Below are 25,706 nucleotides of genomic sequence, written 5' to 3' on the forward strand. Positions count from 1 at the left end.
ACAGTCCTCACCGACTTATGGAGACGACGCCGCTTCGCCTCATCTCTTGCCACTTGCCAAAGGCACGCTAGAACTCCCAACGGAGGAAATTCTCAATAGTTATATTTCAGTTTGAAAGCCGCTCACGGGGGATCAGCGCCAGATCTTCAAGGCGAGTATTCGCTCCATAGTTCTGTAAAAATATGCCAGCGTCTCCTATGTCCTTCGGTGCGCCCGTCGGGTCCGCTCGATCAAGAAGACCAATGTGATAACCAATATCGACAAACCTCTTCAAATAGCTCAGTGGGTCCACTCCAGATATGCGCTGAAGCATCTCCGGTGAGAACTCCGTCGATATGATGGGCCTATCGCGCTCTATAAGAGGCCAAGCGCCGTCAAAGACCTTGGACTCTGCGCCCTCTACATCCACCTTAATGAAATCGATGCGCTTTTGGACAAGCTGATCCAGGCGAAAGACCGGCACCACCGTACAATAAGGACTGCTTAAGACAGCCGAGTTTTCCGGCAGCAAGCCGCCATTAGAACCCACATGCGTAGAGAAATAGGCAGCTCCTTCGGCACTGGATAGTGCGACAGGCAGAAGCTTTACATTGTCAATTCCATTTCGCTCGATGCTCAGCAGTATCAAGCGACTATTTTCGGAATTCGGCTCTATTGCTGTTACGGAACCCGATGGTCCAACGAGCCTTGAGGACAACATCGTGAAATACCCGATGTTTGCGCCTATATCGACGACGTGCATTCCTTCTGTGATTGTCGATTTACAGAAGGCAGTGACATGAGGCTCGTATATGCCGGAATGCAATATGGAAAGACCGACGGCCCTATCCGCATTATCTACCGCCAAGCTGAACGATCCGAGATCAGCGTAGAAAATATCCTCTGGTCCAAATCTGACAATGATAGGTGTGTTTAAGCTCTGACGATCAAAAACACCTATAACAGAACGAATTTTTGAATAAGATAGTTCTCCATCCGAAATGCCGTGTCTGCTAACGTGATCTTTATGAGATGAAGGAATATCGTTCCCATACAGGAACTGACATATCGTTTCTAAACTTCCATCCATAAACAATCCTCCATTCACAGCATTGAATCTCGGGAATCGAGATGAAAAAATATAGGCGGACCACACCGCCTAACGGGACGGCATCGATCAGTTTCGGCTCAGCTGCGATTGGAGCGTTACCTTCTCCAACAAACCCACTCGTTCCAGTGGGTCCGCCCCATCGCAGTACGCAACGGCTGAGAGACCGAGATGGCATGACCGCTCGCCGGTATCGCCAAATCTGCCCCGCGTCAGCAGATTGACCGTAACTCTCCCGTGCGGCCCGACGATGCCCCCAAACGAAATATAGGTCGACCGATCGACGAGTTGGAAAGAGCACGTTTCTCCCCCGGCATCGGCGATAACGGCGATATTCTCGCTGAGAGGCGGACATTTCACCTCAAGATAGACGCGCACGCTCTCGCCCTCGGCGAGTTCGCTATCGAATACAAGCCGCGAGCGGCGCTGACTTGCCCAAACGCCCCAATCTTCCATAGCGAACCAGCCGGAGTCCCGCGCTGCGCGGAACGTGAGGATCCGCCGGCCTTCGGCAGCGATGCGCAACAGTGCCTTGTCGCCACCTTCGATGATGGTGTTGCGAGGCAGGCGGCAATTCAAAAGTCCAGGCTGGTTTCCCAGGCCAACGCTCATGTCGATCGCCGTCGAGAACAGCTCGGAGCAGAACGAATCCCACGATTTTGGCGCGAAATTCTCTTGGATATCGCGCTGCCAGTCGGCCAGCTCATTGCGATCGACAATGACCTGCTTAAAGACGTTATAGCCGTCCTCGACGTTGTACGGATTGATGTAACGCACGAAATGCCCTCCGACCTCTGGCATCGAGGTGACGTTGGAGGCGATGCAGGGCTTGCCGTAATTCAGGCTCTCGCCAATGGGTAGGCCAAAGCCTTCGGCAAAGCTTGTATAGGTCGTAAACAGAGAATGCCGGTATAGATATTCCAGCTCGTCGTCCGAAATGTCGTTGAAGATGTAGAGCCAGTCCCCGACATAGCCGTGAGTGGCCAGATGGTGGCGCAATTCGTCGATCTGCCAACCCCATTTGCCCACCCAGACGAGTTTCGGCGCCTTCTCGCCTAGTTCGCGGATCAGACGTTCCCAGATGCGGATCTGGTACATATGATTCTTGCGAACCTCAATCGTTGCAACACAGAGGACATATTCCTCCTCTGCCATGCCGAGGATGTTGGTATTAAGGATCCTCGTCTTCTTCTGTGTCTTCCGCAGCTCAGTAGCAAGCGGAATTGCCTTGACGGGCAGCTCGAAGTTGAGGCGCTCCTTGAAATATGCTCTAATTTCGGATGCGACGAACTCTGAGTTCGCCAGAACGAAATCGCAAACCGACAATACATCGATCAGCTGTCTTTGAAACTTGTCGACGGCAGCCTGCTGGACATATTCCGGATTCCGGATCTGGATGAGATCGTGAATGAATACGCAGAAGCGCATGCCCTTTTCACGAAGCTTCCGCATGACATCGTAATGCGGATAGATCCAGAAAGCGCCCGCAACGACGAATATATCATCCTGCGTGGGCCAAACTTCGAAGCGCGCGTCGAACACGGCGGCAATTGCCTTATCGACCATGCTGCGATCGACAATCGGGACATCGAACTGACGAACAAGCGTTGCAAGGGCTGCCGGGCTCGCGGCGAGAATCCGATGGCGGTCATACTCGGGGATCACCGGGATAACGCGGTAATCCTTGAATATACCGGACTCGATATGAAGGACCAGGTTGGCAACAACGCGTTGAATTCCGCTCAGGCTCTTGTTGTGCTGAGCATATTCCATGAGGTCGGTGACATCGAGCCAGATGGTCTTCACCGTTTTTTCGCTCTCGGCGCTGAAATCGGAAAAGACATCGCCAGCAGCGCCCGCTGCCACCAGTTCGATGACGGCATCGTGGTTGCCAGGATTGCATTCTACCGATCGCTTATAGCTTTCGATCGCTTCGGTCGTGCGACCCATGACCTTCAGCAGGTGCCCGCGCTGCAGGTGGATGTCGGAATCATCTGGGCTGAGCTCCAGCGCCTTCTGGTACCGCTTGGCTGCCTCACGGTGGTCACCCGCCTCCTTTAGGCAGTTTCCCGCCTGAACCCAGATCCCTGTGTCCTCGGGATTGGTCTGCAGATGCTCATCATATAGGTCGGCCGCTTTCTGCCACAGTCTCGAATCCCGCGCCACGTCGGCCTCACGGACGACATTTCTCATTTCTTCCTTGCTGCGAAAAATATTCATGAAATCTCGCCCGGTTCGTTGGGTCAGGTTGATCGCGATGGCTAAGGGGATTTCGGCGATGGTTCGTCGGCGCTCGCAACTCCGCCGGTTCTTGCTGGAGACGGATAGGTCTATCCCATCCGTCTCCGGCTGCTGAATAGCTGCTCATTCTGTCGGCGGTCCAAAGGTGGACCGCCGCAAGGTGGGCTTTCCTCAAGCGGCGCGGAGCCCCGCGACGTCTGCTTCTTCCGGCGCCACCCAAGGTTGGCCGGCTTCCGCATAGCCCGTCAGGCGCAGGATCACGTGACCCTTGCAATCGGCCCACAGCGTGGCCGGCAGCACGAGATGACCATTGGTCCACGACCAGTTGCATCCTGCTGCGAGCTCTTCCGGATGGAGGCCGACGAGGCCGTCCAAGCCAACGACATGATCGGTCTTGAGGCCATCGAAGATGCGCAGGCTCTCAAACCGCACGCCGAGCGCACGAACCTCGCGGCCGGGAGAGAAGGTCCGCGACACCAGGCTCGCCGTCTTGGCAGAGGCCGGGAAGATGAACCGGGCGAGGTCGCCGTCGATCTGCCCCTCCACGCGTTTGCCGTCGACCAGCATATGCAAGTCCATATCCGCAGCTCGGCTCCAGCCAAGCGCCTCCGCCCGCGCAATCAACCGCTCGCGGATCGCCTCGACGAGGACACCGCGATCAACGAAGGGACGGGCATAACGGGTCAGGCTCTCGGCCACACGTTGAGCGGCGTCGACCTCGACAAGGCGGCCATAAGCCCTGCCGAAGAAAGCGCGATTGCCCACTTCCATGTAGCTCTCGCAGCCCATGCCCTCAGCCACCAGCACATCATGGCTTTCCAGTTCCACGTGCCAATATGTGACCTCGGGCCACTCCTCGCGGACGATAGTCGCGCCATTGGCCAGCTCGCCGACCGGCACGAACACCTCACCCATCAAGTCCACGCAGACCGCATGGCCGCCGGATAGCAACAGATCGCGAGCGGGCAGGTTATCGCCGAATGCGCCGGCACGAACCCGGACCGGCCACTCATTGCGCACCGGCCGTTCGACCCGTTTGCTGCCGATCCAAATGATCGGACGTGCTTCGCCGGTCGCCGTGATCGCCAGGTCACCAACCCTCAGATCTTCGACGGCGACCTCGCCGCGCGCGGTAAGGATACGCGTTCCGGAAACGAAGCAGGGCGTCGCCACCGGAGTAATGTCTATCGCTGCGCCATTCGCAGTGATTGTCAGCGGACCTGCCTGGCCGGCTATGAAAGTGCCGGTCGTGAAACTGGTGCCGGCAACGGAGACATTTCCGAGCGGATTGTTGCTGCTGTCGAAAAGACTGATCGTCTGGGAGCCACCGCTCGAAGTGATGGTGTAGTGATCCACCGATCCGGCCAGCCCCTGGAATTCAATCTTATCCGTCGCTGCATCGAAACTATTGATGGTCGTTGACGAAAGATCGAGAACCGCCCCACCGGCGTTCGCGACGAAGGTGCCCCCACCGGCTCCGAAGTTGATGGTCGTGCCGTTCAGCGCGCTGATCAAGGCCGTTCCGTTGGTAAACGTGCCGCCATTTTCGATATCGACACTCAAGCCGCTCAGCGCTCCGAGGACCGAGCCGCCGGCAGCGGTGGCGGTGCCGCCGTCGACGATGACGGTCATGCTGCTCAAGGCGCTAACACCCGAATTGATAGTAGCGTTGCCGCCCACATAGACCGTGGATGAGCCTAATAGCGCAGCGGTAATGTTGACGGTTGCCGTCGCGCCGGGGGCCACCACATAGTTGGTGTTCCCGAGGACCGATAGGATAGACAGCGAACTGGTGCCATTAACCGGCGTCGCGACATTGCCTGGCGCAATGTTGGTTACCGTTGTTGTCGTAGCGTCAGGGTTGGTGATGGTAAGGTTGTAATTTGCACCTATCCCAAGTGGACCACCAGGGTTGTAGGTCAGATTATACTGTACGCCACTCGCTGTGGTGGCACTATAATTGCCTTCCGCCATGTTTCTTGCTCCGTTAAAGTAAACGAGTTCAGAACTAGTCTATGCTGACCCTCATCGCGTAGGACGATGGAGCTTCGGTTCGCCCTTCGCACATCTCCTTCAACGCCGTAGCACGAGGAACTCCAGAGCATGCAAAGACCATCAGCACTTTTGTCCAGGCGATCCCGCCCGTGCCACACCATTCCCGTCACGACAGTATAAAACGCGACAAAATATTCATGATCATAACCTAATGAAGATATTTCTGATTTTCTTAAGAGCTAGTTGACTTTTCAAAGTGGAATCATCGGCACACATAGTCTGTGGCTGTAAGATAATTGCAGCGTCGGTCAGGGATAAAGAACCGGTACCTTGCTTATCGTCTGAAGGGTGCCGATAGATTGTTCGCCAGTTTTCTCGACAAGACTTTGAGGTTGGAGACCACGGTTTCGGTCGGATTGAAATCGAGCTAAGCGGTGTAAGATATTCTGGCTCTTCAGCGATATTCGATTATTTCGCCAATCCTCCGCCGCACACCGTCAGAGCACCGCTTAGGTGATAAGCGAGTATTATGAACCAATCGTCAGGCGCTCAAAATGCGATGGAACGCGGGATGGCGAAGAAGCCGCGTGTTTTAGGGCCGACCGCTTTCGATCGAAACTTGCCCTTCGATCCGATCCATAGCTAGTAAATTGGATGAAACAGCATCATTTTGTTGCGTATTCTTCTGTCAGGATGCTTCAGCCTCATGGAGGTGATAACCCATTTGCTCCGCCCGCCTTTCAATAGACATGCGGGCCTGCTGGAGCACCTTGCCGGCATAAACTGGCGGATAGCACCAGTCGTTCCAGGCACGTGTTGCCGTGCTTGCAAAAGAACCGAACCGCAGTACGCCAGGCTCAAGGAAGGACATACGACCACCGAGAGCGAGATAGGTCTCGGTCGGTGCGCCTTCGGCAAGAATGATCGAATGCTGTTCGAGCTCGATATGGTAGTACTCGAACGGTACCAAAGTTGTCTCTTGGGTAATCGTGGTACCGTTGAGGAGGAACTTTGCTGGAATCAACGATTCTTCCAGAAACATGCAACGGTCCGGCGAAATGTAAAGGTCTCGAGAAGGGATATTTTCGGCAAGCGCGCCTGCCTGTATGCGAACCGGAAGGGTATCGCGTGGCTTATCGATCGCCTTCGGATCAATCCGCCGCCGTCCAACCCATCGGATTTCAGCAACGCCCTTGTGGGTGACCACAAGATCGCCAGCCCGTAAATCCTCGACCGGAGTATCTCCGTCGGGTGTGCGGATGAGCGTGCCGCGCAGGAAGCAGCTTGTAAAGGTCAGGCTGTCCGTGTTGGCATCGTAGATGTAGGTGACACCCGCAGGTATAGTATAGGAGCCGAACGGTATTGCGTTCAACAGACCGCCGAAGAAGGTGACGGTATTCCCTGTTTGAGAGACTACGTTCGCGCCTACCACCTCGATCCTGTCACCCGATTGAACGTTTACGACGTTGGGCGGGGTAGAGAGGCTCAAGTTGATGCCGCCCGGATCGTAGGCGAACAGCCCACTACCGTTTGCATCGGCAAAATCCAAGGTAGCCCCGTTCAAAAGATCGACGGTAAGCACGTCCACATCCACCGCAATACTCGAATTGGCACCTATCGCATAAGTATAGGTGGAAGCGGCCCCGACATTTGCGAGGCCGGCATTAATCGTCACATTCGCACCACCAAGCGCTTTGATCGTTGTATTTGAAGCCGCGCCAATGCCGACGATACTGCTAATATCGACATCGACGCCGTCAACAATCACCGTACCGTTGGCAACCAGATTGAGTTGGATGCTATCCGAGGAGGTACCGGCGTTGCTACTATCAATCCTGGTCGTGCCATTGTTGATTAGGTTGACGCCAATCAAAGCCATGTTATTCTCCTCTCCGATAGATTAACATGTTGTCTTTTAGGAAAAATTTCCGTCAGAACTTGTAGTTCAGACCCACCCGGACGGCATGAAAATCAAGGCTGCCTTTGGTGTTGAGGAGATCACCCCCGAATTTGCTGCTGCCAAAGTCGACATACTGATATTCGAGTTTTGCCGTCACATGATCGGTGAAGGCGTGTTCGACACCGGCACCGATAGTCCAGCCGGCCTTGGTCTTGTCATCGTCGAAACCTACGCCAGCCAATGCACCCTTGTAGTTGATGTGCCCATAGGCGAGGCCGCCGGTGCCGTAGAACAAGGTGTTGTCATAGGCATAACCGATGCGGGGACGGACGGTGCCGTACCAATCGATCTTGGAGGATGCGCTTGCGATGTCGGTTCTGAAGGAATCGCTGATGTCAGCACCCTGGAAATCGGCTTCGAGGCCGACGACCCAGTTCGGATTGAACTGATAGTTATAGCCGATCTGGCCACCACCGAGGAAACCGGATCCCTCAAGCTTGCCAAATTTGCCGAGGTAATTTCCGAACGAATGGAAGCCGACAGTGTCGTTGCCGCCGAAACCGCCTCCAGCGTTCACACCGACATAAAAGCCGGTCCACGAAAATACCGGCGCCGCTTCGACAGGAGCTTGAGGCGGTGTGGAAACCGCAAGATCTGCTGCGTAAACGGTACTCCCCGCAGCAACCGCCGCCATCAGGAAAACGGTAGATCCCAAAAACTTGCGCATTCGAACATTCTCCTCAAAGGAATTCACGAGATTCAACATGTAACTTGCGAAAGTTCACGTTGAAGCCATAATATCGACGCGATTATAGCTGTAAATACGCGATATCTAATAAATATTTTTATAAACTATACATTATATGTATAACGCTGTCGCAATATGTATTGAGGCAATGTTGATTCTATACTTCGGAGATATCTAGGACTCCGAAATCTGCCATTACCAACCAACACGGTTTAGAATCGAACGGACGCGTCCGTGTCGTCGCATGTAGAAAGTTCTGCTTAGCCGGCAAAAGGCCTCCGTCAATTCCAAATGACGCAATCGGATGCAACCTGTCGTTTTCGATATAGACAGTCAAAGCGCTGTTCTGCAGGTTTTAGTAGCTACCGCAGATATTAATCTGCTGCGCCGGGAGGCCCGACGGGGCGGACCCTTTGAAGGAACGTCTGGCCTCCCAATTGCGCTCAATGTCCGCCCTATCTGTTTCGGAAAGAACCAGCTGCCAAGCATGCGTCGCCAAACGCACAACAGTTTGTGCTCGCGCTGGGTTAAAACGGTAGAAGATCCGGACATCGCGGGCTATAGCATGGCGAAACAATCGGCATCACGCCGTTAGGAAACTGGTTACGCTGAAAGCGGCTTTCCAATGTCAGACGCAATCGGGCCTCTGGCGTCGCTTCCGGTATGGACGACGGGACGGTGAAAAGCCACATCTTCGTAGCTGTCGCAACCGCCAATTTGCGATGGACGGGAGGCTCGGCCGCCTTACTTCAAGCACCGGTCGGGCCTCCTCGTTTTCGTGATGCACAGATCGCCATTCGCTTACGTCTTTCTCGCATGCTACGGCGTTCTGTGAGTTGAGAGGGCGGGAAGCTGTCAGACCGGTGGGCTTAATCGCCGGGCGGAATGAGGCGTATACCCGCCGCAACCGCAGCCTTGAGGAAAGCGGAGCGAACCTGTTCAGGAGCGACTCTGCCTTTGATTCCGTCGATACAGGCTTGTAGCGCTTCTTCGAAGGCATCTCCGCTGCGGATCGGCCACTGGGTGGTAAGATACTCGGTCGCTTGGGCAATCGAACCGATGAATTGAACCTCGTCACCATCGCGCGGCGCAATACCGATAGGCGCGAATGCCAGTCCCTCTGCATCGTTGGAGACGCCAAATGGCGGCGCCTGATCCTGGCCCTCGGCGTTTTCGGATTTCGCATGTCGCCGTCTCGTGACGAGCGTGGCGAGCAATGTCATGTCCCGAGCGACTCGGTCCAGGGCTGCCAGCTTGTCCTCCTCAGCAGGCGGTCGACCCAAACTGCCCTCTTCGGCTTGCGTTCGCTCCGGAGGTAGTGTCAGCCGGTCAGCCGTATTGTTCTGAGGACTGGGAACTTCAACAGGGACCGAATTAACGAGCTGCTCTCCATGATCGAGGTCGGCACCGCCATTCTCATCATTCCGCCCCATGCCTGTACGTCCCAATGAGCGTCATCGAATACATCTCATTTACGGCAGGCGTTGCCGTATCATGCTGCATCGATAAAAGTACGACTAATAAAACGTATTTGATTGATACAGATTAAAGCTTTGAAACGATTTTGACCAGTATCGCGACAAGAGAAATAGCGAATACTGATAAAATCACACGGATATTGGCTTATTTTCGATGTATAATTATGGAAGTTTTCGCTTGAAAGGCCGATAGATATCCGCGGCCACGACCGGCGCTCTTCAGGGGGCGCCGCGCTGACACGGCCCACGGCGCGCGTCAACATCTGCAGTGTCTTGGACGAAAAATGCCGTCAGAATGTTGAAGGGGCGCACCGAAGTGCGCCGCCTGCTCAGACGATGAAGAAAGTCGATGGCGGAACCTGCAATGCGGTGGCAATACGGCGAAGTTTTGCCGGATCGGCCTCGGCTCCAGCCTCGATTTCAGTGATTTCCTCACTGGTGAGGCCGCAGGTTTCCGACAGGTCGTCAATCGTGTAGCCGATGGCTTCACGCGCCTGCCGCACCGCAGCAGCGATTTCACCATCAGGAACGGTAGAAGCCTTTGAACTATCGATATTATTCGGAGTAATGGACATGAAATTTCTCCTTCCAAAGTCCGCCGGCCAAAATGTTGCCGGGTGAAGGCAGCTATTGCAGCCATGAGGCATATCGGCCCAAACAAAAGCGGCCGAACGCTGCGTCAATATAGGCATCAATGCGGCGAGGGCAAGCACGCAGGCGCATAGCAGCTAATCGTCTGGCTCTCAGCTCATTTCGAAATTTAATATTCTGTGATGGCGACAACACGTTACGGTTTCAGCCTAATCACATCCCGCGCGCTGAACTTCCACCCGAGAGCCCTCGGGGAGAACAACACCGCCCTGTGCTGGCGAAGACTATTTCTTGCCTTTTGCCTTGCGCAGCTTTTGCTCAGCCGCAAGCACAAGTCCCTTGAGTTCCGGTTCACGCACTCGATTGGCTGCCTCGATGAAGGAAACCCACTCGACGCGGCGTTGGCCTCGTTCCGGAAAATCCTGCAAGGTCTCATCGACCTCCAACAGATGCAGTCCGACAATGCAGGGCACACGATCACCGTCGGCAAGCTGCTTCAAGTAAGTGAAATAGCCGAGGGGCTTTTTTTTCACCTTGCCGCGCACGCCGGCTTCTTCATAAGCCTCGATGGCAGCAACTTCATACGGCTTCTTGCCCTTGATAGGCCAACCCTTGGGCACGACCCATCGGCCGCTTTCCCGGCTGGTGACAAGGAGCATCTCCGCTTCATCGCAACCGGATATCTTCCTGTAGCAGATGGCGGCATATTGCTCGTGGACTCGGCCGTGCAGCAACTCGTCCGCATGAGAGGCGAGCTCGGATAGAAGGCTCTCCGACCGCCGCAGGATCTTTTGCTGTGCTGAGAGTGAGGAAGTCATGTCCGCTACTCGCAACATGATCGATCGACGCACATGCCCCTCGAAACTGGCTGGCTTACGCTCACAAAAATCGCCTGTGACACGCTGCCCTCCTATCCGCTTGGGTTTGGTCGAAATTCACAACTGTCAGTATGATGCTGTGAGCTGTTGCGGTGACAGTTTTATGAAGGTGGTTGTTGATGATGCGAGAGGGAGCACCCGCCAGGCTGCGCTACACGAGACTGTGATCGAACGGCGTCGAAGTGAAAACGGCCTCCGAAGAGGCCGTTTCATCCTTGGGAGGATGATGCGAAGTTTACTCGGCGGCCTGCAGAGCAGGTACCTCGATTTCTTCGCTCAATTGCCCCGCCATGGCGGCGGCAAACTTGGTCTGGTCGAGTTCATTTTCCCAACGGGCGACAACGACCGTGGCGACCGCATTGCCGACGAAATTGGTCAAGGCGCGGCACTCCGACATGAAGCGATCGATGCCGAGGATCAGCGCCATGCCGGCGATCGGAACCGAAGGCACGACTGCGAGCGTTGCAGCTAGCGTGATGAAACCAGCACCCGTGATACCGGCAGCGCCCTTGGAGCTCAGCATGGCAACCAGCAGCAGCAAGATCTGATCAGTGAGCGACAGTGGCGTATCGGTTGCCTGTGCAATGAAGAGCGCAGCCAGGGTCATGTAGATATTAGTGCCATCGAGGTTGAAGGAGTAACCCGTGGGGATGACGAGACCGACGACGGAGCGCTTGCAACCGGCGCGTTCCATCTTGTTCATCAGGCCCGGCAATGCGGCCTCGGACGACGAGGTGCCGAGAACGAGCAGCAGCTCCTCCTTGATATAGCGGATCAGCGCCAGGATCGAGAAGCCGTTATAGCGGGCGACAGCGCCGAGAATGACTAGCACGAACAGCAGCGACGTGGCGTAAAAGGTGCCGATCAGGAAGGCAAGATTGGCGATCGTGCCAATACCATATTTGCCGATGGTGAAGGCCATGGCGCCGAAGGCACCAATGGGTGCAAATTTCATCAGAAGCGCCACCATCCGGAAAATCGGGGTGGTCAGCGCCTGTAGGAAGTCAACGACAGGGCGGCCGCGTTCGCCGGCAGCGCCGAGTGCGATACCGAAGACGACCGAGAAGAACAGCACCTGGAGAATATCGCCCTTGGCGAAAGCGCCAACGATGGTATCCGGAATGATGTTCATCAGGAAGCCGACGACCGATGCGTCATGGGCCTGTGCCGCATAGTTGTTGACGGCTTTCGTATCCAGCGTCGCCGGATTGATGTGCATGCCGGCGCCCGGCTGCACGACGTTGGCAACGATGAGACCGACGATCAGCGCCAAGGTCGAAAAGGTCAGGAAGTAGATGAACGACTTGCCGACGACCCGACCGAATTTCTTCAGGTCCGACATGCCGGCGATGCCGGTCGTGACCGTTAGGAAGATGACGGGCGCGATGACCATGCGCACCAGCTTGATGAAGGCATCACCCAGCGGCTGCAACGATGTGCCGAGCTGCGGATAATAGTGACCAAGCAGAATGCCGGCGGCGATGGCGGTCAGAACCTGCACATAGAGGTGCCGGTAAAAGGGAACCTTGGCGCGCGTTTCCGCGGCAGCGATGGGAGCAATCATGATGTCCTCCGTTAAGCCCAACCGATCTCTCGGCCCTCCGGGCGACGATTAGAATTCAACAGCCTCCGACTGTTTCGTCGTTCACTGCAATGACCGTGCCAGATGTGTGCCTTGACTTTAAATCATTGCTTTTGTTCAATTTTATTTTCCGGCACGGTTCCAAGATCATCGATCTGTGCGACTATCCGCACAGATCGAATTGCGGTGCGCGCGAAATCATGCACAATGCGCCTATGCTGCAGCGCCCGGCCAATGAACGATTTTTACCGCCTGAGCAACTGAGCCGGCGCTCCCGCCGGGTCTGGTTCGTCTTCGCGTTTCTAAGTGCGGCCGTCATCGCTGCTGGCCTTTACGGCGCGAATTTCTATGGACGGCTCTCGGCAATAGAAACGCTGCAGAGGCAGGGACATACGGATGCGAACCTCAAGGTTGCCCTACTGCGCGCTGTCCTCGAACGTCCACGCGCCCTGCCCCTCTTGCTCGCGGACGATCAGCAGGTGCGAGATGCATTGGCGGACAAGCACATCGACGATGTCGTCGCCCTGGATCGCAAGCTCGAAAGTCTCGTCACCGGCACCAGCGCCTCCGTCCTTTACGTCACCGGCAAGGACGGCGTTGCCGTGGCCTCTAGCAACTGGCGCGAGCCTTTGAGCTTCGTCGGTAACGACTATTCCTTCCGCGACTACTTCCGCAAAGCCATGGAAACGGGCACTGCCGAGCACTATGCGCTCGGCACGGTCAGCAATCGCCCTGGTCTCTACATTTCTCGACGCGTCGGCGATGCCGGCTCTGCGCTTGGTGTCGTTGTGGTGAAGATGGAGTTCGATCAGCTGGAGGCTGATTGGAGCGAGACCGGTCGTCCCGCTTACGTGACTGACGAACGAGGGGTCGTGCTCATCACCAGCCTGCCCTCATGGCGCTTCATGACGACGGTAGCTCTTGGCCGCGAGGAGGCTGTCATCATTCGCAAAAGCCTGCAATTTGGCACAGCACCGCTTTCGCCCCTTCCCGTCAGCCATCCCGAAATTGTCGGGCCGGATGCAACCATCGTGCGCGCCATTCTGCCCGGAAGCAGTTCCGCAGAATATTTGCGGCTGACGGTCGCCGTCCCATCGACGCCCTGGCAGCTTGGCTACCTGATCCCGACCGATCAGGCGATCGCCTCCTCCGTGCGCGAGACACGCTTCCTTACCTTGACCGTGCTTTTACCCATCCTCGCATTGGCCGCTTTCCTGCTTCGCCGCCGCGATGTTTCCGCCATGCAGATCGCCGTCAGCAGGATTGCGCGTGAAGAGCTGGAACGCCGGGTTCTTGAGCGCACGGAGGATCTCAGCCAGGCCCGCGACCGGCTGGAGGCAGAAATTGCCGACCACCGTGCGACGGAAGCCAAGTTACAAGGCGTGCAGCAGGATCTCGTCCAAGCCAATCGCCTTGCCATCCTGGGTCAGGTCGCCGCCGGCGTCGCCCATGAAATCAATCAGCCGGTCGCGACGATCCGCGCCTATGCGGAGAATGCCAATGTCTTCCTTGATCGGCAGCAGACAGAGCCGGTGAAGGAAAACCTTTCGGCGATCGCGGCGCTGACGGAGCGTATCGGGACGATCACCGAGGAACTGAAGGCCTTCGCCCGAAAGGGAAGGACCGCGCCGGAACCGGTTGACCTCAGAAGCGTCATCGAAGGAGCCGTGGTTCTGCTGAGAAGCCGCTTTGCCGGCCGCCTGGATGCGCTCAAGATCGAGTTGCCGCCAACCGGGCTCGGCGTTGTCGGCACGCGCATTCGGCTCGAACAAGTGCTGATCAACCTCTTTCAGAATGCTCTGGAGGCCTTGGAAGGTCGCGACGAGGCCAAGGTGGAGGTGTCGGTGTGCGAAACTTTGGAGGAAGTCGAGATCGTAGTTTTGGACAACGGCCCCGGCATTCCAGCGGCGATCCTTGACTCTCTGTTTACGCCTTTCAATACGTCCAAGGAAAAGGGTCTCGGCCTTGGTCTCGTCATTTCGAAGGATATCGTCGTCGACTATGGCGGCCGGATCGATGTCGAGAGCAATGACAGCGGCACCCGCTTCACCGTCTATTTGCGCAGGGCCACACCATGAGTAAGAGTTCCCCCGTTTTCCTGATCGACGATGACAAGGATCTGTTGAGGGCGACGAAGCAGACGCTTGAATTGGCTGGCTTTGGCGTCTCCGCCTTCTCTGGCGCGAGCGAAGCGCTCCATGCTCTCAGGACCGATTTTGCCGGTGTCGTCGTTTCCGATATCCGCATGCCGCAGATGGACGGGCAGCAGCTCTTTGCCCGCATCAAGGCGCTCGACGCCGATCTGCCGGTCATTCTCATGACAGGTCACGGCGATATTCCGATGGCGGTGCAGGCGATCCAGGATGGCGCCTATGATTTCATCGCCAAACCCTTCGCCACGGACCGGCTGGTGCAGAGCGTGCGGCGGGCGGCCGAGAAACGGCGGCTTGTGCTGGAAAACCGGGCGCTGCGGCAAGCGGCGGAACAGGCGCAGAGCGATCTACCGCTGATTGGACAGACCCCTGCCATCGAGCGACTGCGCCATACATTGCGGCAGATCGCCGATACGGATGTCGACGTGCTTATCACAGGGGAGACCGGCAGCGGCAAGGAAGTGGTGGCGAGCCTGCTGCATCGCTGGAGCCGGCGCGCGAAAGGCAATTTCGTTGCGTTGAATTGCGGTGCCCTGCCAGAAACCGTGATCGAGAGCGAGCTTTTCGGCCACGAGCCGGGCGCTTTCACCGGCGCGCAAAAGAAGCGCGTCGGACGCATCGAGCATTCAAGCGCCGGTACCCTGTTTCTCGACGAGATCGAAAGCATGCCGCTGGCAATCCAGGTACAGATGCTGCGCGTGCTGGAAATGCGCGAGGTGACGCCGCTCGGCACCAATGAAGTCCGCCCGGTCGATCTTCGCGTCGTCGCGGCGGCGAAGGTTGATCTCGGCGACCCCCGACAGCGCGGCGATTTCCGCGAAGATCTCTATTATCGCTTAAACGTCGTTACGCTCTCCATTCCGCCGCTGCGTGAGCGGCGCGATGACATCCCCCTGCTCTTCGGCCACTTCGCGGATCGTGCCGCCAGCCGCTTCAAGCGCGAGGCGCCGGCTATATCTGACGCGGTGCGCCGCCATTTGCGGGAGCACGATTGGCCGGGTAACGTTCGCGAGCTCTCGCATTTTGCCGAGCGCTTCGTGCTTGGCCTCGAGTCGGCAGCAGTAAAATCCGACGAAATGCCGGCGGCGGATGAAGGCTTGCCGTTGCCCGCTCGAGTAGAGCGCTACGAAGCCGAACTCATCCGCGAAACCCTCTCGCAGAACAATGGCGATGTGCGTCGCACCGTCGAAGCGCTCGGCATTCCCAGGAAGACCTTCTACGACAAGCTCCAGCGTCACGGCATCGTCAGAGGCGATTTTGCCGGCTTTGATGGAGACGAGCGCCGGGGCTCTTGATCCAGTGCCGATGAGCGACCACGCCATCTGAAACGGATTTGCGCGATGCGGCTCAGGCGCTGCGGCGCATCTCCTTGGCTTCGGAACCGTCGCTTAGTCGGATCGCCGCCTCGGCGGTGCGATCCAGGACCAACATCGCTTGCGCGATTACCGCTGCAAGCGCTTCATCGCTCCCGGAGGCCGCCACGACCAACGGAGCGCTCAAGCAGATCCTGAGGGCGCTTGCGGGCGTCTCGCCAAAATCGGCACAGCGAACGGGCTGGCCGAGACGCACCGACGCAACCCCATCACGGTCGATGGCCAAATCCTTGTAGATGGCCGCCATTTCCGTTGCGATCAGCATGGCGCCATCGGTGCAATTGCGCAGGTAGAACGAGAAAATGGAGGGAATCGAGTCCCAGCGAAGAGCCGATGATGCGTCCCACAGCTCACGCCTATCCAATGGCCGGCTCTGCAAAGGCTCAAAAGCCGGATCATTCGCAAGACGATTAGAGACGGCGTCGGCAAAGGCGGACAGGACCGTAATGACACGGTCTTCAGGAAGATCGAGGAAGCGTCTGAGCTCGAACAGCGCGGCCTTCCAGCGTAGCAGAAGGCCGAGATTGGCGCGGTCCGGCAAGATATCGCGAGCGGCCCAGTCTTCGGGCCACTCTGCCTTCCCGCAATAGTCAGCCAAGGCTGCGGGCAGAGAGCGCGATTTGAAGCGTTGCGACATTTCTGGCGGGCACAGAAGTGCGCCGCTGAAAATCGGCCCGGCAAGGAATTTCGAACCCGTCAACGCAACCATGAAGCCATGGGTGAGATAGGCGCGGATCGTTGCCGCCGACAGGCGGAACTGGCAAGCGTCGATCATGATGTCTAGCACCGAGCTGAAGCGCTCCTTCAGACGCATGACAGTCTCAAGGCTCGGCGCCAGCAGGCTGGTTTTCGAAACATCGGTTACCACAAGCAGGCATCTGAGGCCGGCTGCCCGCGCAAGCTCGATAAGACCGCGCAGCTCCTCTTCCACCTCGCTGTCGGCGCGAAGGGAGCCATCCCTATTGCGCACCGCGATGGTGGCGTTGCGCGTGGCATCTCCCGCCCGCAATTCCTCGCCCTTGGCGACGGTCTGTGCGCTACTGACGCGGCTCATGAAATGTCGCCCGGCCGACGCCGTCATGACGCCGCTGCCCGTCTCGTTTCCCATCAACGTGATGGTCATCAGGGCACGTTCGCCCTCGCCCGCCAGGAGTGCTGCCGAAAAGAGATGAATGTCCGTGCCCGATGTGGCCAGAATCGCGTCGACATGCGGTTGTCCGGCGACGTGATTGAGATCGAGCAGCCGCAGGAGATCCTGACGTACTCGTCCAATTTCACGCTCATAGATGGCCGCGGTCGATTCGGTTTCCATTTCGCGGACCAGATCGGCGTAGTAGCTTTCGACTTCGGCAAAGGCAGAGGCGGAAATGGTCGATGCGGTGGAAGAGCCGAAAGCGAGGTCGCTCTGACGAGGTGCCGGGCCGTAACCATACATATTGAGACCGCTGACGATATCGCAATCCAGTCGCTCGTCGCCGCCAGAAACCAGGCACTTTAAAAGCGCCTTTCTTTCCCCGCTCGATTGCTGCGACGACGCGCCTGAGATGACATTGTTATCCAGGGCATTATCGTCAGCAACTTGCTGCATGGAAAAGAAGTCCTTTTGCGCCATCGTTAAAACGCATTGCAGGAGCGCCTTGCGTTTTTCGCCGGGCGACAAAGCCTCGGCAGCGAGACATTAGACCCGACAAGATGGAGCGAGGCTGACTTGGCCGCCTCACCAAGATCGCTGGCAAAGCCAATAAAAAACCGCGATCCGGAGACCGCGGTGCGAAGAAATTACGCGCAAAGCTGCCTATCAACCGGCAGCTTCCAGCTTATCCTGCGTCTTCGTCTCGAAGTCGCTGGCATCGTGGCGCTCACGCAGCTGCTCGGACGGATCGCCCGACATACGGTTGACCATGCGGCCGCGCTTGACGGTAGGACGCGAGTAGATCTGCTCGGCCCAGCGCTGAACATTCTTGTAATCCTGCACCTGCAGGAACTCGGCCGCGCCATATTGCCAGCCTTTGACCAAACCGCCATACCACGGCCAGATGGCGATATCGGCGATCGTATAGTCGCTCCCGGCGATATATTCGCTTTCGGCCAAGCGACGATCGAGCACGTCGAGCTGACGCTTCACCTCCATGGCAAAGCGATCGATCGCATATTCGATCTTTGTCGGGGCATAGGCGTAGAAATGACCAAAGCCGCCGCCGAGATAGGGGGCGCTGCCCATCTGCCAGAACAGCCAGGAAAGGCATTCGGCACGCGCCGGCTGCTCGCTCGGCAGGAAGGCGCCGAATTTCTCGGCGAGATACACCAGGATCGAGCCCGATTCGAAAACGCGGACCGGCTTCGGACCGCTGCGGTCGAGCAAAGCCGGGATCTTCGAGTTCGGATTGACATCGACGAAACCGCTGCCGAATTGATCGCCTTCGCCGATCTTGATCAGCCAGGCATCATATTCAGCCCCGCTGTGACCAAGCGCCAGCAGCTCTTCGAGCATGATGGTGACCTTCACGCCGTTCGGCGTTCCAAGCGAATAGAGCTGGAGGGGATGGCGTCCCACAGGCAGTTCCTTCTCGTGGGTGGGGCCAGCAATCGGTCGATTGATATTGGCGAACTGGCCGCCATTGGCCTTGTTCCAGGTCCAGATTTTCGGCGGTGTGTATTCGGCAGAACCGGTCATGGGCATCCTCCTTTTCGGGAATCGAATTTGGGCGATCTTCGATGTAGCGCGCTACATAGGTCGCACATAGGGGCCGCTCTTCATTTTTGCGAGAGGAGAATGCGCACTCTTTAATGCGGAAGCGCTCCTGCCGCTTGGGCTGGAACGCGAGCTTCTCGACCGAGTTAGGTCACTGCCAATCTTCTGCAGGTCCATGAAACGAAAAAGCCTGCCGCGGGAGGAGGAGCGGCAGGCTTTTTACAAGAACCGAACAGCGGATGGGAGGAGGAGTTCCGCTATTCCTGCAGCCGTCCCTGGGAGGAGGATAAGGACGTCTGCCAAGCGAAGGGATGCGGGAGGAGATGCATCGCTTCGATGAGGAGAACATACCAGTCTTCTGCTCAGTTCATAGGCATTTCTTTGCAAGGCAGTTATGCGCCATGCGAAAACCGGGAAGCTAGATCAATCACAATCTTCAGGCAGTGCGCCGAAGAATGAGGGATGCCCATAAAGCAAAAGCGCCTGCTCAAGGGAACAGGCGCTGGCATAATACAGCTTTATAAGGAGCCGGTGCGGCCGTTAGCGAGCGATCGCTGCGCGGGCAACATCGCGGATATCGCCGCGATCGATACCCAGGTCGTGCAGTTCGCGCGTGGACATACGGCCAAGTTCGGCGACCGTCTGACGATACTTGCGCCAGTTATTGAAAGAGCGTGCTACGTTCATGATGATCCCCTTTCCTTGGGCTTTCGAAGCTGAGCGGCCGTGCTTGGCGCTCCCGTCGCTTCCATGAGAAACATATAGTCGAACCTGTCGGCTTTTTGCAGAGCTAAGGGATCAGTGCACCTATGCGAATAGTGCATACGTCGCCCGAAAAGCAGGCGGTCTTCCTGCCAGCGGTCGCGCCTACCTTCGCGATTTGCTGATGACAGCGCCGCCTTTGTCTGCGAAAAGAAGAGAGATGAGAGACAGGGGCGTCCGCCATCCGGCGGGCTGAGAAGCACCCTTCGAACCTGAACCAGATCATGCTGGCGGAGGGAGTCGCTCGGGACCTCGTAAAGCACCAGCACGTCGTCCCTGTGCGTCTCGCCCGCCTGAAAGGGGCGATATGCAAGACCAGACAACTGCAGGCAATCTGCTTCACAGCATGCGGGCGAACCCTCCCCTGGTGCAATGCATCACCAATTTCGTCGCCATGAATATTGCGGCCAATGTGATGCTTGCCGCCGGGGCATCGCCGGCAATGGTACATGCCGAAGAGGAAGCCGGCGAGTTTGCCGCGATCTCCGGCGCACTGACAATCAATATCGGCACGCTCTCGTCCGGCTGGCTTGCGGGTATGCTGAAGGCCGCGCAGTCGGCAAACGAGGCGGGCAAGGCCTGGGTCCTCGATCCCGTCGCCCACTATGCGACAGAGTTTCGTCGCAAGGCGGTAGCCCAATTGCTGGAGCTGCGGCCGGCGATCGTTCGCGGCAATGCATCAGAGATCATCGCGCTTGCCGGCGGCGCCAGCCGAGGTCAGGGCGTCGATAGCAGGGATGCCGTCGAACAAGCGGAAGATTCCGCCCGACTGCTCGCCGAAAGGCACGGCTGCATAGTCGGGGTCACCGGCGTTACGGATTTTGTGACGAATGGGCAGAAGGCGAAGCGCATCGCAGGCGGTTCGCCATTGATGCCGCAAGTAACCGCACTTGGATGCTCGCTAACCTGCCTCGTCGGTGCCTTTGCGGCGGCAGCTCCGGATGATCCGTTCCATGCGACCGTTGCGGCGCTCGCGGTCTTCGCCGTCGCCGGCGAACAGGCTGGAGCGGCTGCAGACGGGCCAGGCTCCTTCTCCTGGCGTTTCCTCGATGCTCTTGCCGCCCTTAGCCCGGAAGTGCTGGATCGCGATGCGAGGATATCAGCAGCATGAAAGACTTCGATCTCTCGCTCTATCTCGTCCTCGACCCCGTGCTGTGTGCCGACCTCGGCATGATTGAAACCACCCGTGCAGCCGTTGCGGGCGGCGCAACCATCGTACAGCTGCGCGACAAGTATGCACCGATAGCCGCCATGATCGAGACGGGCCGCGCCCTCAAGCAAATCCTGCACGGAACAAATGTCCGGCTGATCGTCAACGACAATGTCGAGGCTGCCATCGCTATCGGCGCCGATGGCCTCCATATCGGTCAGGAGGATATGAATGCTGCCGAGGCGCGCCGCATGATCGGCCCGGACATGATCCTCGGCCTTTCGGTAGAGACGGAGGCTCTCGCCTCCTCCATAGATACCGGCATCGTCGATTATGCCGGCGTCGGCCCGGTCTTCGCCACGCCCACCAAGCCCGACCACAAGCAGCCGATCGGCTTCGACGGGCTTGCCCGCATCGTCAGGCTTTGCCCCGTTCCATCAGTAGCAATCGGCGGCCTGAAGGCGGAGCATGCCGCGAGCGTTTACTCAGCTGGCGCCGATGGTCTCGCGGTCGTCTCGGCCATATGCGGCCAAGGGGACCCGCAAGCCGCGACAACCCTCATCGCGAAAGCCATCAAGGAGGCCCGTCAATGATCCGCAATGTCTTATCCATCGCTGGCTCCGATCCCTCCGGCGGCGCTGGCATTCAAGCCGACCTGAAGGCTTTCTCCGCCCGCGGCGTTTATGGAATGGCGGCCCTGACTGCATTGACCGCGCAAAACACGCAAGGCGTCTCCGGCGTCCATCCGGTGCCTCCACATTTCGTGGCAGACCAGATCAATGCGATCTTTGCCGACATCCAAGTGGATGTCGTCAAGATCGGCATGATCGCCAATGCCGCCATCGCCAGTGCCGTCGCGGACATTCTGGCGCGACATCGCGATGTACCCGTCGTCCTCGACCCGGTCATGATCGCCAAGGGCGGCGCCGCCCTACTGGCTGCCGATGCCGTTGACGTACTGACCACGCGATTGCTACCGCTGGCGACCGTCATTACACCGAACCTGCCCGAGGCGGCTGCGCTGTTGCATGACGCGGAGGCGAAAAGCCGCGAAGACATGGCGCGCCAGGCGCGTGCGCTTGCAGCGCTCGGGCCTTCAGCTGTACTCGTCAAGGGTGGCCATCTCGAGAGCAACGAAAGTCCAGATGTGCTCGCAAGCACCGGTCGCCTGACCTGGTTCGAAGCCGAGCGCTTGCCGACCAAGAATACCCATGGAACGGGCTGCACGCTCTCCAGCGCTATCGCGGCAGAGATCGCCAAAGGCCTGTCGCTTCCCGAAGCTGTCGCCGTCGGCAAGGCCTATCTCGCCGCCGCGGTTGCTGCCGCAGGCCAGCTTTCTGTCGGCAGCGGCCATGGGCCTGTGCAGCATTTCCATGCGCTGTGGGCGAATCTATAAGGAGGAGAGAAATGGCCCTATTACTCAACGATCAGGTCGTCGTTTCCGCTGTGGGATGCGGCCTCGTCCTAAGATAGGGCATAAGACGAGAAGCACTGCCCTGACGGGCAGCGCCTTTCTTTTATTGACGGTCGAATGGCAAGACCGGTTCAGGCCCAGCCCATAGTCAACACGCCAAAAAGTATGATTGCACCAAGGCCGATACGGTAGATGACGAAAGGCCAGGTCGAAAAGCGCTCCAGGAAACGCATCAGCCCCCAGATGGTGATGAAGGAGGATATGCTGCCGACGATCAGGCCGACGAGCAGAACCGACCAGGCTTCCATCGGAATATGCGCCTTATGGAGTTCATACAGTTCCTTCAAGCCGGCGAGCGCAATGGCAGGCAAGCCGAGCAGGAATGAGAATCGGGCGGCCTCTTCGCGCTTCAATCCGAGGAAGAGCGCGCCGGTCAGCGTCGAACCCGAGCGTGAGACACCGGGAATAAGAGCACCCACCTGCGTGATGCCGACGAAGAGGGCATCCATCAGCGTCATCTGACCGATGTCTTTCCGGTGGCGGCTGTAAAGCTCAGCCACCGCCAAGAGCAAGCCCATGACCAGGCAGGCTATGCCGATCACCCAGAGGCTGCGCAACGACGTGCCGCAGGCATTGAGGGAGGACGACAGCAGCAGGCCGGCGATCACGATCGGTACAGTCGCGATCACGATGGCGATCGCAAGCCGGATAGAGGGGGAGCTCCAGTCCTTTTGCCTGATTGCATCGAGCGACCCGAAGGTGACGTAACGAACGTCGCTCCAGAAATAGGAGACGATCGCGGCAAGTGCTGCAAGCTGCATCGTAGCCGAGAAGGCAGAACCGGGGTCCTGCCAGCCCAGCAAGGCCGGCACCAAGCGCATGTGGGCAGTGGATGAGACCGGCAGCAGCTCGGTCAATCCCTGCACGATGCCCAGAATTGCAATCTTGGCATAGCCCAGGGCAACAAAGCCCGTATCCACGCCTTGCGTACAAACATCAGCCACGTTTTGATATCCTCAGTTGTTCATGGGGGCTTTGCACCGGAGTGGTGCGACGAACTAGCTGTGAAACTGGTTCCCAAATCGAACTTGGCAACACCTGACGAAGGTGTCGCCAATTTCGCATCGGGACAGGTCGAGGATATAGCGGCGTAGGCTGAACTCTATCTGAAATTGCCGGCTCGAATTTCGGAGTTTGGTGTATTTCTAGCCTTCATCTTCCGGCAATGCCTGCATGTAGCGGATCACGGTGTAGAAGCCTGCAAGGAGGACCAGGGCGCCTGCCGCGTGATGCAGATTGTGCAGCATCGTATGGTGATGCCTGAGCAGAAGACAGCTCAGATTGTAAAGGGTTATGGCCACCGCCGTCATGAAGGCGGCGAGGAAAAACGCTAAGTTTCGCTGAAAGAAATCAATCATCACACACGCCTCGTTTGAGCGCCAACAGATTCCATAAGGATTGAGGAGGAATTACGACAGGGGCGCCTGGCTGCCAAACCAGGACGGATGTTCATTTCGTATAGAGCGCACGCGATCTTTCCAGATGTTTGAGCATCGCCTGCTCGGCGCCATCTGCATCGTTTTCAGCGAGGCGTGCAAGGATTTCCTCGTGTTCGACCAGCGTGAACTTTTCCTTGCCGGTCCAGATCAGCATGTCGGTGTGATAGGCTTTCAGCCATGCGAGCATCGCCTCGCTGACGGCAGCGAAGATCGGATTGCCGGAAATCTGGGCGATGCGCGTATGGAACTGCATGTCCGCCGAAATAAAATCCTCGGCATGTCCGAGTGAGGCGCGCTGCCGCTCGATAATCTCGGCTAGATCGGTGACATCTTTCTTGCTCGCGCGCTGGGCCGCCTCTCGCGCCATGCCTCGCTCGAAGAAGATGCGCGCGCTCTTTAGCTGTTCGAGAGAATCAGGTGATTGTGAGAGCATGATCTTTGCGGTGAGGTCGACCTGCCGAAAGATCGACTTCGCGGTGAGCTGAAGCACCTTGGCACGTTCGCCGTGGGAAATGTTGACCAGCCCCATATTGGCAAGTGCCTGCATGGCTTCGCGGATCGCCGGACGCCCGACGCCGAAGCGCTCCATGAGGACACGCTCGGATGGCATCTCATCTCCGGGCTTGAGCTCTCCCGACGTAATCAACCGCTCCAGCCGGTCAAATACTTCATCGGATAGCTTTCGCCGTACAATTTGTTCGACTGGCTCGCCCATGGAATCCCGCTTTCCCAAAGCTTTTCCTCCCTTATGCATTTTTGGCCGCCATGGCGGAAGCCCATACGAGTCGCCTTATCGGCACCCGGACAAAAAATAGTTGCAGAAGTTGGAATACTCATTATACCAGATCACCAGTTTGCGCCACGCGAAATCGTCGGCGAGAGGAGCATTCATCCACTCATGACCATCACCATCACCTACCGTATCGAAACGCCTGGTAGCATCGAGGCGATGGCTCGCAAGATCGCCAGCGATCAGTCGACGGGCACGTTTGTCGCTTTGCCGGGCGAGACGGAAGAGCTCAAGGCGCGCGTGGCCGCGCGTGTTGTGGCGATACGCCCCCTTGCCGACGCCGAGCGCCCGACCTGGCCGGAGGTAGCCGAGGGCCATGGCCCGATTCATCGCGCCGACATCGACATCGCCTTCCCGCTGGATGCGATCGGCACCGATCTTGCGGCGCTGATGACGATCGCGATCGGCGGCGTCTTCTCGATCAAGGGCATGACCGGCATCCGCATCGTCGATATGAAGTTGCCGGAGGCCTTTCGCGATGCACATCCCGGGCCGCAGTTCGGCGTTGCCGGCAGCTTGCGCCTGACCGGCGTCAGCGGTCGGCCCATCATCGGCACCATCGTCAAGCCGGCGCTCGGTTTGCGTCCAAAGGAGACCGCCGCCCTTGTCGGCGAGTTGATCAGCTCCGGTGTCGATTTCATCAAGGATGACGAGAAGCTGATGAGCCCGGCCTATTCGCCGCTAAAGGAGCGCGTCGAAGCCATCATGCCGTTGATCCTCGATCATGAGCAGAAGACGGGCAAGAAGGTCATGTATGCCTTCGGCATTTCGCATGCCGATCCCGATGAGATGATGCGCAACCACGATCTCGTACTGAAGGCCGGCGGCAATTGCGCTGTTGTCAACATCAACTCCATCGGCTTCGGCGGCATGAGCTTCCTGCGCAAGCGCTCCGGCCTCGTCCTGCATGCGCATCGCAATGGTTGGGATATGCTGACGCGCCATCCCGGCGCCGGCATGGATTTCAAGGTCTACCAGCAGTTCTGGCGCCTGCTCGGCGTCGATCAGTTCCAGATCAACGGCATCAGGGTCAAATACTGGGAACCGGACGATAGCTTCGTCGAATCCTTCAAGGCCATCAGCACGCCCCTCTTCGATCCTATAGATTGTCCGCTTCCTGTCGCCGGCTCCGGTCAATGGGGCGGCCAGGCGCCGGAAACCTACCAGCGCACCGGCCGGACGACGGACCTTCTCTATCTCTGCGGCGGCGGCATCGTCAGCCATCCCTTCGGACCGGCGGCTGGCGTTCGCGCCATCCAGCAGGCTTGGCAGGCAGCGGTCTCGGACATACCGCTTGCCGACTATGCGAGGGATCATCCGGAGCTTGCCGCCTCGATCGCAAAATTCAGTGACGGCAAGGACGCCTAACAGCA

General features: G+C 57.8%; 22 protein-coding genes and 1 riboswitch. Of the genes, 6 read left to right on the forward strand and 16 right to left on the reverse strand.

Annotated elements, in window-relative coordinates; translation table 11 throughout:
- Nucleotides 1-106 precede the first annotated feature (106 nt).
- The 9 genes from ACYJRZ_RS18365 to ACYJRZ_RS18405 all read right to left on the reverse strand — a co-directional run bounded on the left by ACYJRZ_RS18365 (nt 107) and on the right by ACYJRZ_RS18405 (nt 12,482).
- On the reverse strand, nt 107-1,069 hold the full coding sequence (locus tag ACYJRZ_RS18365; protein ID WP_459461309.1) for an FkbM family methyltransferase: 963 nt from the start codon (nt 1,067-1,069) through the stop codon (nt 107-109).
- Nucleotides 1,070-1,156: 87 nt separating this feature from the next.
- Nucleotides 1,157-3,307 carry a glycosyltransferase gene (locus ACYJRZ_RS18370; protein ID WP_459461311.1) on the reverse strand — a complete coding sequence of 717 codons (2,151 nt, stop codon included), beginning with the start codon at nt 3,305-3,307 and terminating at the stop codon, nt 1,157-1,159.
- A gap of 192 nt (nt 3,308-3,499) precedes the next feature.
- On the reverse strand, nt 3,500-5,302 hold the full coding sequence (locus ACYJRZ_RS18375) for a Hint domain-containing protein (protein WP_459461313.1): 1,803 nt from the start codon (nt 5,300-5,302) through the stop codon (nt 3,500-3,502).
- 709 nt (nt 5,303-6,011) lie between these two features.
- Entirely contained in the window at nt 6,012-7,202 is a 1,191-nt protein-coding gene (locus ACYJRZ_RS18380) for a Hint domain-containing protein (RefSeq protein WP_459461315.1), read from the reverse strand.
- Nucleotides 7,203-7,254: 52 nt separating this feature from the next.
- Nucleotides 7,255-7,950 (reverse strand): outer membrane protein, encoded by a 696-nt coding sequence (locus ACYJRZ_RS18385; protein WP_459461317.1) that lies wholly within the window; start codon nt 7,948-7,950, stop codon nt 7,255-7,257.
- 890 nt (nt 7,951-8,840) lie between these two features.
- Nucleotides 8,841-9,404 (reverse strand): DUF982 domain-containing protein, encoded by a 564-nt coding sequence (locus ACYJRZ_RS18390; protein ID WP_459461319.1) that lies wholly within the window; start codon nt 9,402-9,404, stop codon nt 8,841-8,843.
- A 374-nt stretch (nt 9,405-9,778) separates the two neighbouring features.
- On the reverse strand, nt 9,779-10,024 hold the full coding sequence (locus tag ACYJRZ_RS18395; protein WP_047634520.1) for a helix-turn-helix domain-containing protein: 246 nt from the start codon (nt 10,022-10,024) through the stop codon (nt 9,779-9,781).
- A 300-nt stretch (nt 10,025-10,324) separates the two neighbouring features.
- On the reverse strand, nt 10,325-10,858 hold the full coding sequence (locus ACYJRZ_RS18400) for an NUDIX hydrolase (protein ID WP_459461321.1): 534 nt from the start codon (nt 10,856-10,858) through the stop codon (nt 10,325-10,327).
- A gap of 295 nt (nt 10,859-11,153) precedes the next feature.
- On the reverse strand, nt 11,154-12,482 hold the full coding sequence (locus ACYJRZ_RS18405) for a dicarboxylate/amino acid:cation symporter (RefSeq protein WP_459461323.1): 1,329 nt from the start codon (nt 12,480-12,482) through the stop codon (nt 11,154-11,156).
- Between the two features lie 218 nt (nt 12,483-12,700).
- Between ACYJRZ_RS18405 and ACYJRZ_RS18410 the strand changes: the two genes are divergently transcribed.
- Nucleotides 12,701-14,578 (forward strand): sensor histidine kinase, encoded by a 1,878-nt coding sequence (locus tag ACYJRZ_RS18410; RefSeq protein WP_459461325.1) that lies wholly within the window; start codon nt 12,701-12,703, stop codon nt 14,576-14,578.
- A complete protein-coding gene (locus tag ACYJRZ_RS18415; protein ID WP_459461327.1) occupies nt 14,575-15,948 on the forward strand; it encodes a sigma-54-dependent transcriptional regulator in 1,374 nt (457 codons plus the stop codon). The genes ACYJRZ_RS18410 and ACYJRZ_RS18415 overlap by 4 nt, the downstream gene beginning before the upstream one ends.
- Nucleotides 15,949-16,000: 52 nt before the next feature.
- Here the strand turns inward: ACYJRZ_RS18415 and ACYJRZ_RS18420 are convergent, their stop codons facing one another.
- The 3 genes from ACYJRZ_RS18420 to ACYJRZ_RS18430 all read right to left on the reverse strand — a co-directional run bounded on the left by ACYJRZ_RS18420 (nt 16,001) and on the right by ACYJRZ_RS18430 (nt 19,405).
- Nucleotides 16,001-17,614: a hypothetical protein gene (locus ACYJRZ_RS18420; RefSeq protein ID WP_459461329.1), complete on the reverse strand. Its 1,614-nt coding sequence runs from the start codon at nt 17,612-17,614 to the stop codon at nt 16,001-16,003.
- Nucleotides 17,615-17,824: 210 nt separating this feature from the next.
- Nucleotides 17,825-18,700 carry a glutathione-dependent disulfide-bond oxidoreductase gene (yghU, locus tag ACYJRZ_RS18425; RefSeq protein WP_459461331.1) on the reverse strand — a complete coding sequence of 292 codons (876 nt, stop codon included), beginning with the start codon at nt 18,698-18,700 and terminating at the stop codon, nt 17,825-17,827.
- A gap of 558 nt (nt 18,701-19,258) precedes the next feature.
- A complete protein-coding gene (locus tag ACYJRZ_RS18430; RefSeq protein ID WP_459461333.1) occupies nt 19,259-19,405 on the reverse strand; it encodes a DUF1127 domain-containing protein in 147 nt (48 codons plus the stop codon).
- A gap of 234 nt (nt 19,406-19,639) precedes the next feature.
- A riboswitch (TPP riboswitch) is annotated at nt 19,640-19,736 on the forward strand.
- Between the two features lie 51 nt (nt 19,737-19,787).
- Between ACYJRZ_RS18430 and thiM the strand changes: the two genes are divergently transcribed.
- Genes thiM through thiD form a run of 3 tightly spaced genes read left to right on the forward strand, consistent with a single transcriptional unit; the run spans nt 19,788 to nt 22,026 of the window.
- Nucleotides 19,788-20,591: a hydroxyethylthiazole kinase gene (thiM, locus tag ACYJRZ_RS18435; protein ID WP_459461335.1), complete on the forward strand. Its 804-nt coding sequence runs from the start codon at nt 19,788-19,790 to the stop codon at nt 20,589-20,591.
- Nucleotides 20,588-21,223 carry a thiamine phosphate synthase gene (gene thiE / locus ACYJRZ_RS18440; protein WP_459461337.1) on the forward strand — a complete coding sequence of 212 codons (636 nt, stop codon included), beginning with the start codon at nt 20,588-20,590 and terminating at the stop codon, nt 21,221-21,223. Before thiM ends, thiE begins: the two co-directional genes overlap by 4 nt.
- Nucleotides 21,220-22,026, forward strand: coding sequence for a bifunctional hydroxymethylpyrimidine kinase/phosphomethylpyrimidine kinase (gene thiD / locus ACYJRZ_RS18445; protein ID WP_459461339.1), 807 nt, complete (start codon nt 21,220-21,222; stop codon nt 22,024-22,026). The genes thiE and thiD overlap by 4 nt, the downstream gene beginning before the upstream one ends.
- A gap of 149 nt (nt 22,027-22,175) precedes the next feature.
- Here thiD and ACYJRZ_RS18450 read toward each other — a convergent pair whose 3' ends face one another.
- The 4 genes from ACYJRZ_RS18450 to ACYJRZ_RS18465 all read right to left on the reverse strand — a co-directional run bounded on the left by ACYJRZ_RS18450 (nt 22,176) and on the right by ACYJRZ_RS18465 (nt 24,380).
- On the reverse strand, nt 22,176-23,048 hold the full coding sequence (locus ACYJRZ_RS18450) for an undecaprenyl-diphosphate phosphatase (protein ID WP_459461341.1): 873 nt from the start codon (nt 23,046-23,048) through the stop codon (nt 22,176-22,178).
- A gap of 201 nt (nt 23,049-23,249) precedes the next feature.
- The gene (locus ACYJRZ_RS18455) at nt 23,250-23,462 is read right to left on the reverse strand and encodes a hypothetical protein (protein WP_459461343.1); all 213 of its coding nucleotides are present in this window, start codon (nt 23,460-23,462) and stop codon (nt 23,250-23,252) included.
- 91 nt (nt 23,463-23,553) lie between these two features.
- Nucleotides 23,554-24,258: a transcriptional regulator NanR gene (locus tag ACYJRZ_RS18460; protein WP_459461345.1), complete on the reverse strand. Its 705-nt coding sequence runs from the start codon at nt 24,256-24,258 to the stop codon at nt 23,554-23,556.
- Nucleotides 24,186-24,380: a hypothetical protein gene (locus ACYJRZ_RS18465; protein ID WP_459461684.1), complete on the reverse strand. Its 195-nt coding sequence runs from the start codon at nt 24,378-24,380 to the stop codon at nt 24,186-24,188. Before ACYJRZ_RS18465 ends, ACYJRZ_RS18460 begins: the two co-directional genes overlap by 73 nt.
- A 61-nt stretch (nt 24,381-24,441) precedes the next feature.
- Between ACYJRZ_RS18465 and oiaX the strand changes: the two genes are divergently transcribed.
- Nucleotides 24,442-25,701 (forward strand): 3-oxo-isoapionate-4-phosphate decarboxylase OiaX, encoded by a 1,260-nt coding sequence (gene oiaX, locus ACYJRZ_RS18470; RefSeq protein ID WP_459461347.1) that lies wholly within the window; start codon nt 24,442-24,444, stop codon nt 25,699-25,701.
- Nucleotides 25,702-25,706 lie beyond the last annotated feature (5 nt).

Source organism: Rhizobium sp. No.120, from assembly GCF_054558365.1.

What these genes read in the sequence shown, in the direction of transcription:
- ACYJRZ_RS18365 (WP_459461309.1), bottom strand. Translation starts at nt 1,069, where the DNA reads ATGGATGGAAGTTTAGAAACGATATGTCAGTTCCTGTATGGGAACGAT.
- ACYJRZ_RS18370 (WP_459461311.1), bottom strand. Translation starts at nt 3,307, where the DNA reads ATGAATATTTTTCGCAGCAAGGAAGAAATGAGAAATGTCGTCCGTGAG.
- ACYJRZ_RS18375 (WP_459461313.1), bottom strand. Translation starts at nt 5,302, where the DNA reads ATGGCGGAAGGCAATTATAGTGCCACCACAGCGAGTGGCGTACAGTAT.
- ACYJRZ_RS18380 (WP_459461315.1), bottom strand. Translation starts at nt 7,202, where the DNA reads ATGGCTTTGATTGGCGTCAACCTAATCAACAATGGCACGACCAGGATT.
- ACYJRZ_RS18385 (WP_459461317.1), bottom strand. Translation starts at nt 7,950, where the DNA reads ATGCGCAAGTTTTTGGGATCTACCGTTTTCCTGATGGCGGCGGTTGCT.
- ACYJRZ_RS18390 (WP_459461319.1), bottom strand. Translation starts at nt 9,404, where the DNA reads ATGGGGCGGAATGATGAGAATGGCGGTGCCGACCTCGATCATGGAGAG.
- ACYJRZ_RS18395 (WP_047634520.1), bottom strand. Translation starts at nt 10,024, where the DNA reads ATGTCCATTACTCCGAATAATATCGATAGTTCAAAGGCTTCTACCGTT.
- ACYJRZ_RS18400 (WP_459461321.1), bottom strand. Translation starts at nt 10,858, where the DNA reads ATGACTTCCTCACTCTCAGCACAGCAAAAGATCCTGCGGCGGTCGGAG.
- ACYJRZ_RS18405 (WP_459461323.1), bottom strand. Translation starts at nt 12,482, where the DNA reads ATGATTGCTCCCATCGCTGCCGCGGAAACGCGCGCCAAGGTTCCCTTT.
- ACYJRZ_RS18410 (WP_459461325.1), top strand. Translation starts at nt 12,701, where the DNA reads ATGCACAATGCGCCTATGCTGCAGCGCCCGGCCAATGAACGATTTTTA.
- ACYJRZ_RS18415 (WP_459461327.1), top strand. Translation starts at nt 14,575, where the DNA reads ATGAGTAAGAGTTCCCCCGTTTTCCTGATCGACGATGACAAGGATCTG.
- ACYJRZ_RS18420 (WP_459461329.1), bottom strand. Translation starts at nt 17,614, where the DNA reads ATGCAGCAAGTTGCTGACGATAATGCCCTGGATAACAATGTCATCTCA.
- yghU (WP_459461331.1), bottom strand. Translation starts at nt 18,700, where the DNA reads ATGACCGGTTCTGCCGAATACACACCGCCGAAAATCTGGACCTGGAAC.
- ACYJRZ_RS18430 (WP_459461333.1), bottom strand. Translation starts at nt 19,405, where the DNA reads ATGAACGTAGCACGCTCTTTCAATAACTGGCGCAAGTATCGTCAGACG.
- thiM (WP_459461335.1), top strand. Translation starts at nt 19,788, where the DNA reads ATGCAAGACCAGACAACTGCAGGCAATCTGCTTCACAGCATGCGGGCG.
- thiE (WP_459461337.1), top strand. Translation starts at nt 20,588, where the DNA reads ATGAAAGACTTCGATCTCTCGCTCTATCTCGTCCTCGACCCCGTGCTG.
- thiD (WP_459461339.1), top strand. Translation starts at nt 21,220, where the DNA reads ATGATCCGCAATGTCTTATCCATCGCTGGCTCCGATCCCTCCGGCGGC.
- ACYJRZ_RS18455 (WP_459461343.1), bottom strand. Translation starts at nt 23,462, where the DNA reads ATGATTGATTTCTTTCAGCGAAACTTAGCGTTTTTCCTCGCCGCCTTC.
- ACYJRZ_RS18460 (WP_459461345.1), bottom strand. Translation starts at nt 24,258, where the DNA reads ATGGGCGAGCCAGTCGAACAAATTGTACGGCGAAAGCTATCCGATGAA.
- ACYJRZ_RS18465 (WP_459461684.1), bottom strand. Translation starts at nt 24,380, where the DNA reads ATGAGTATTCCAACTTCTGCAACTATTTTTTGTCCGGGTGCCGATAAG.
- oiaX (WP_459461347.1), top strand. Translation starts at nt 24,442, where the DNA reads ATGACCATCACCATCACCTACCGTATCGAAACGCCTGGTAGCATCGAG.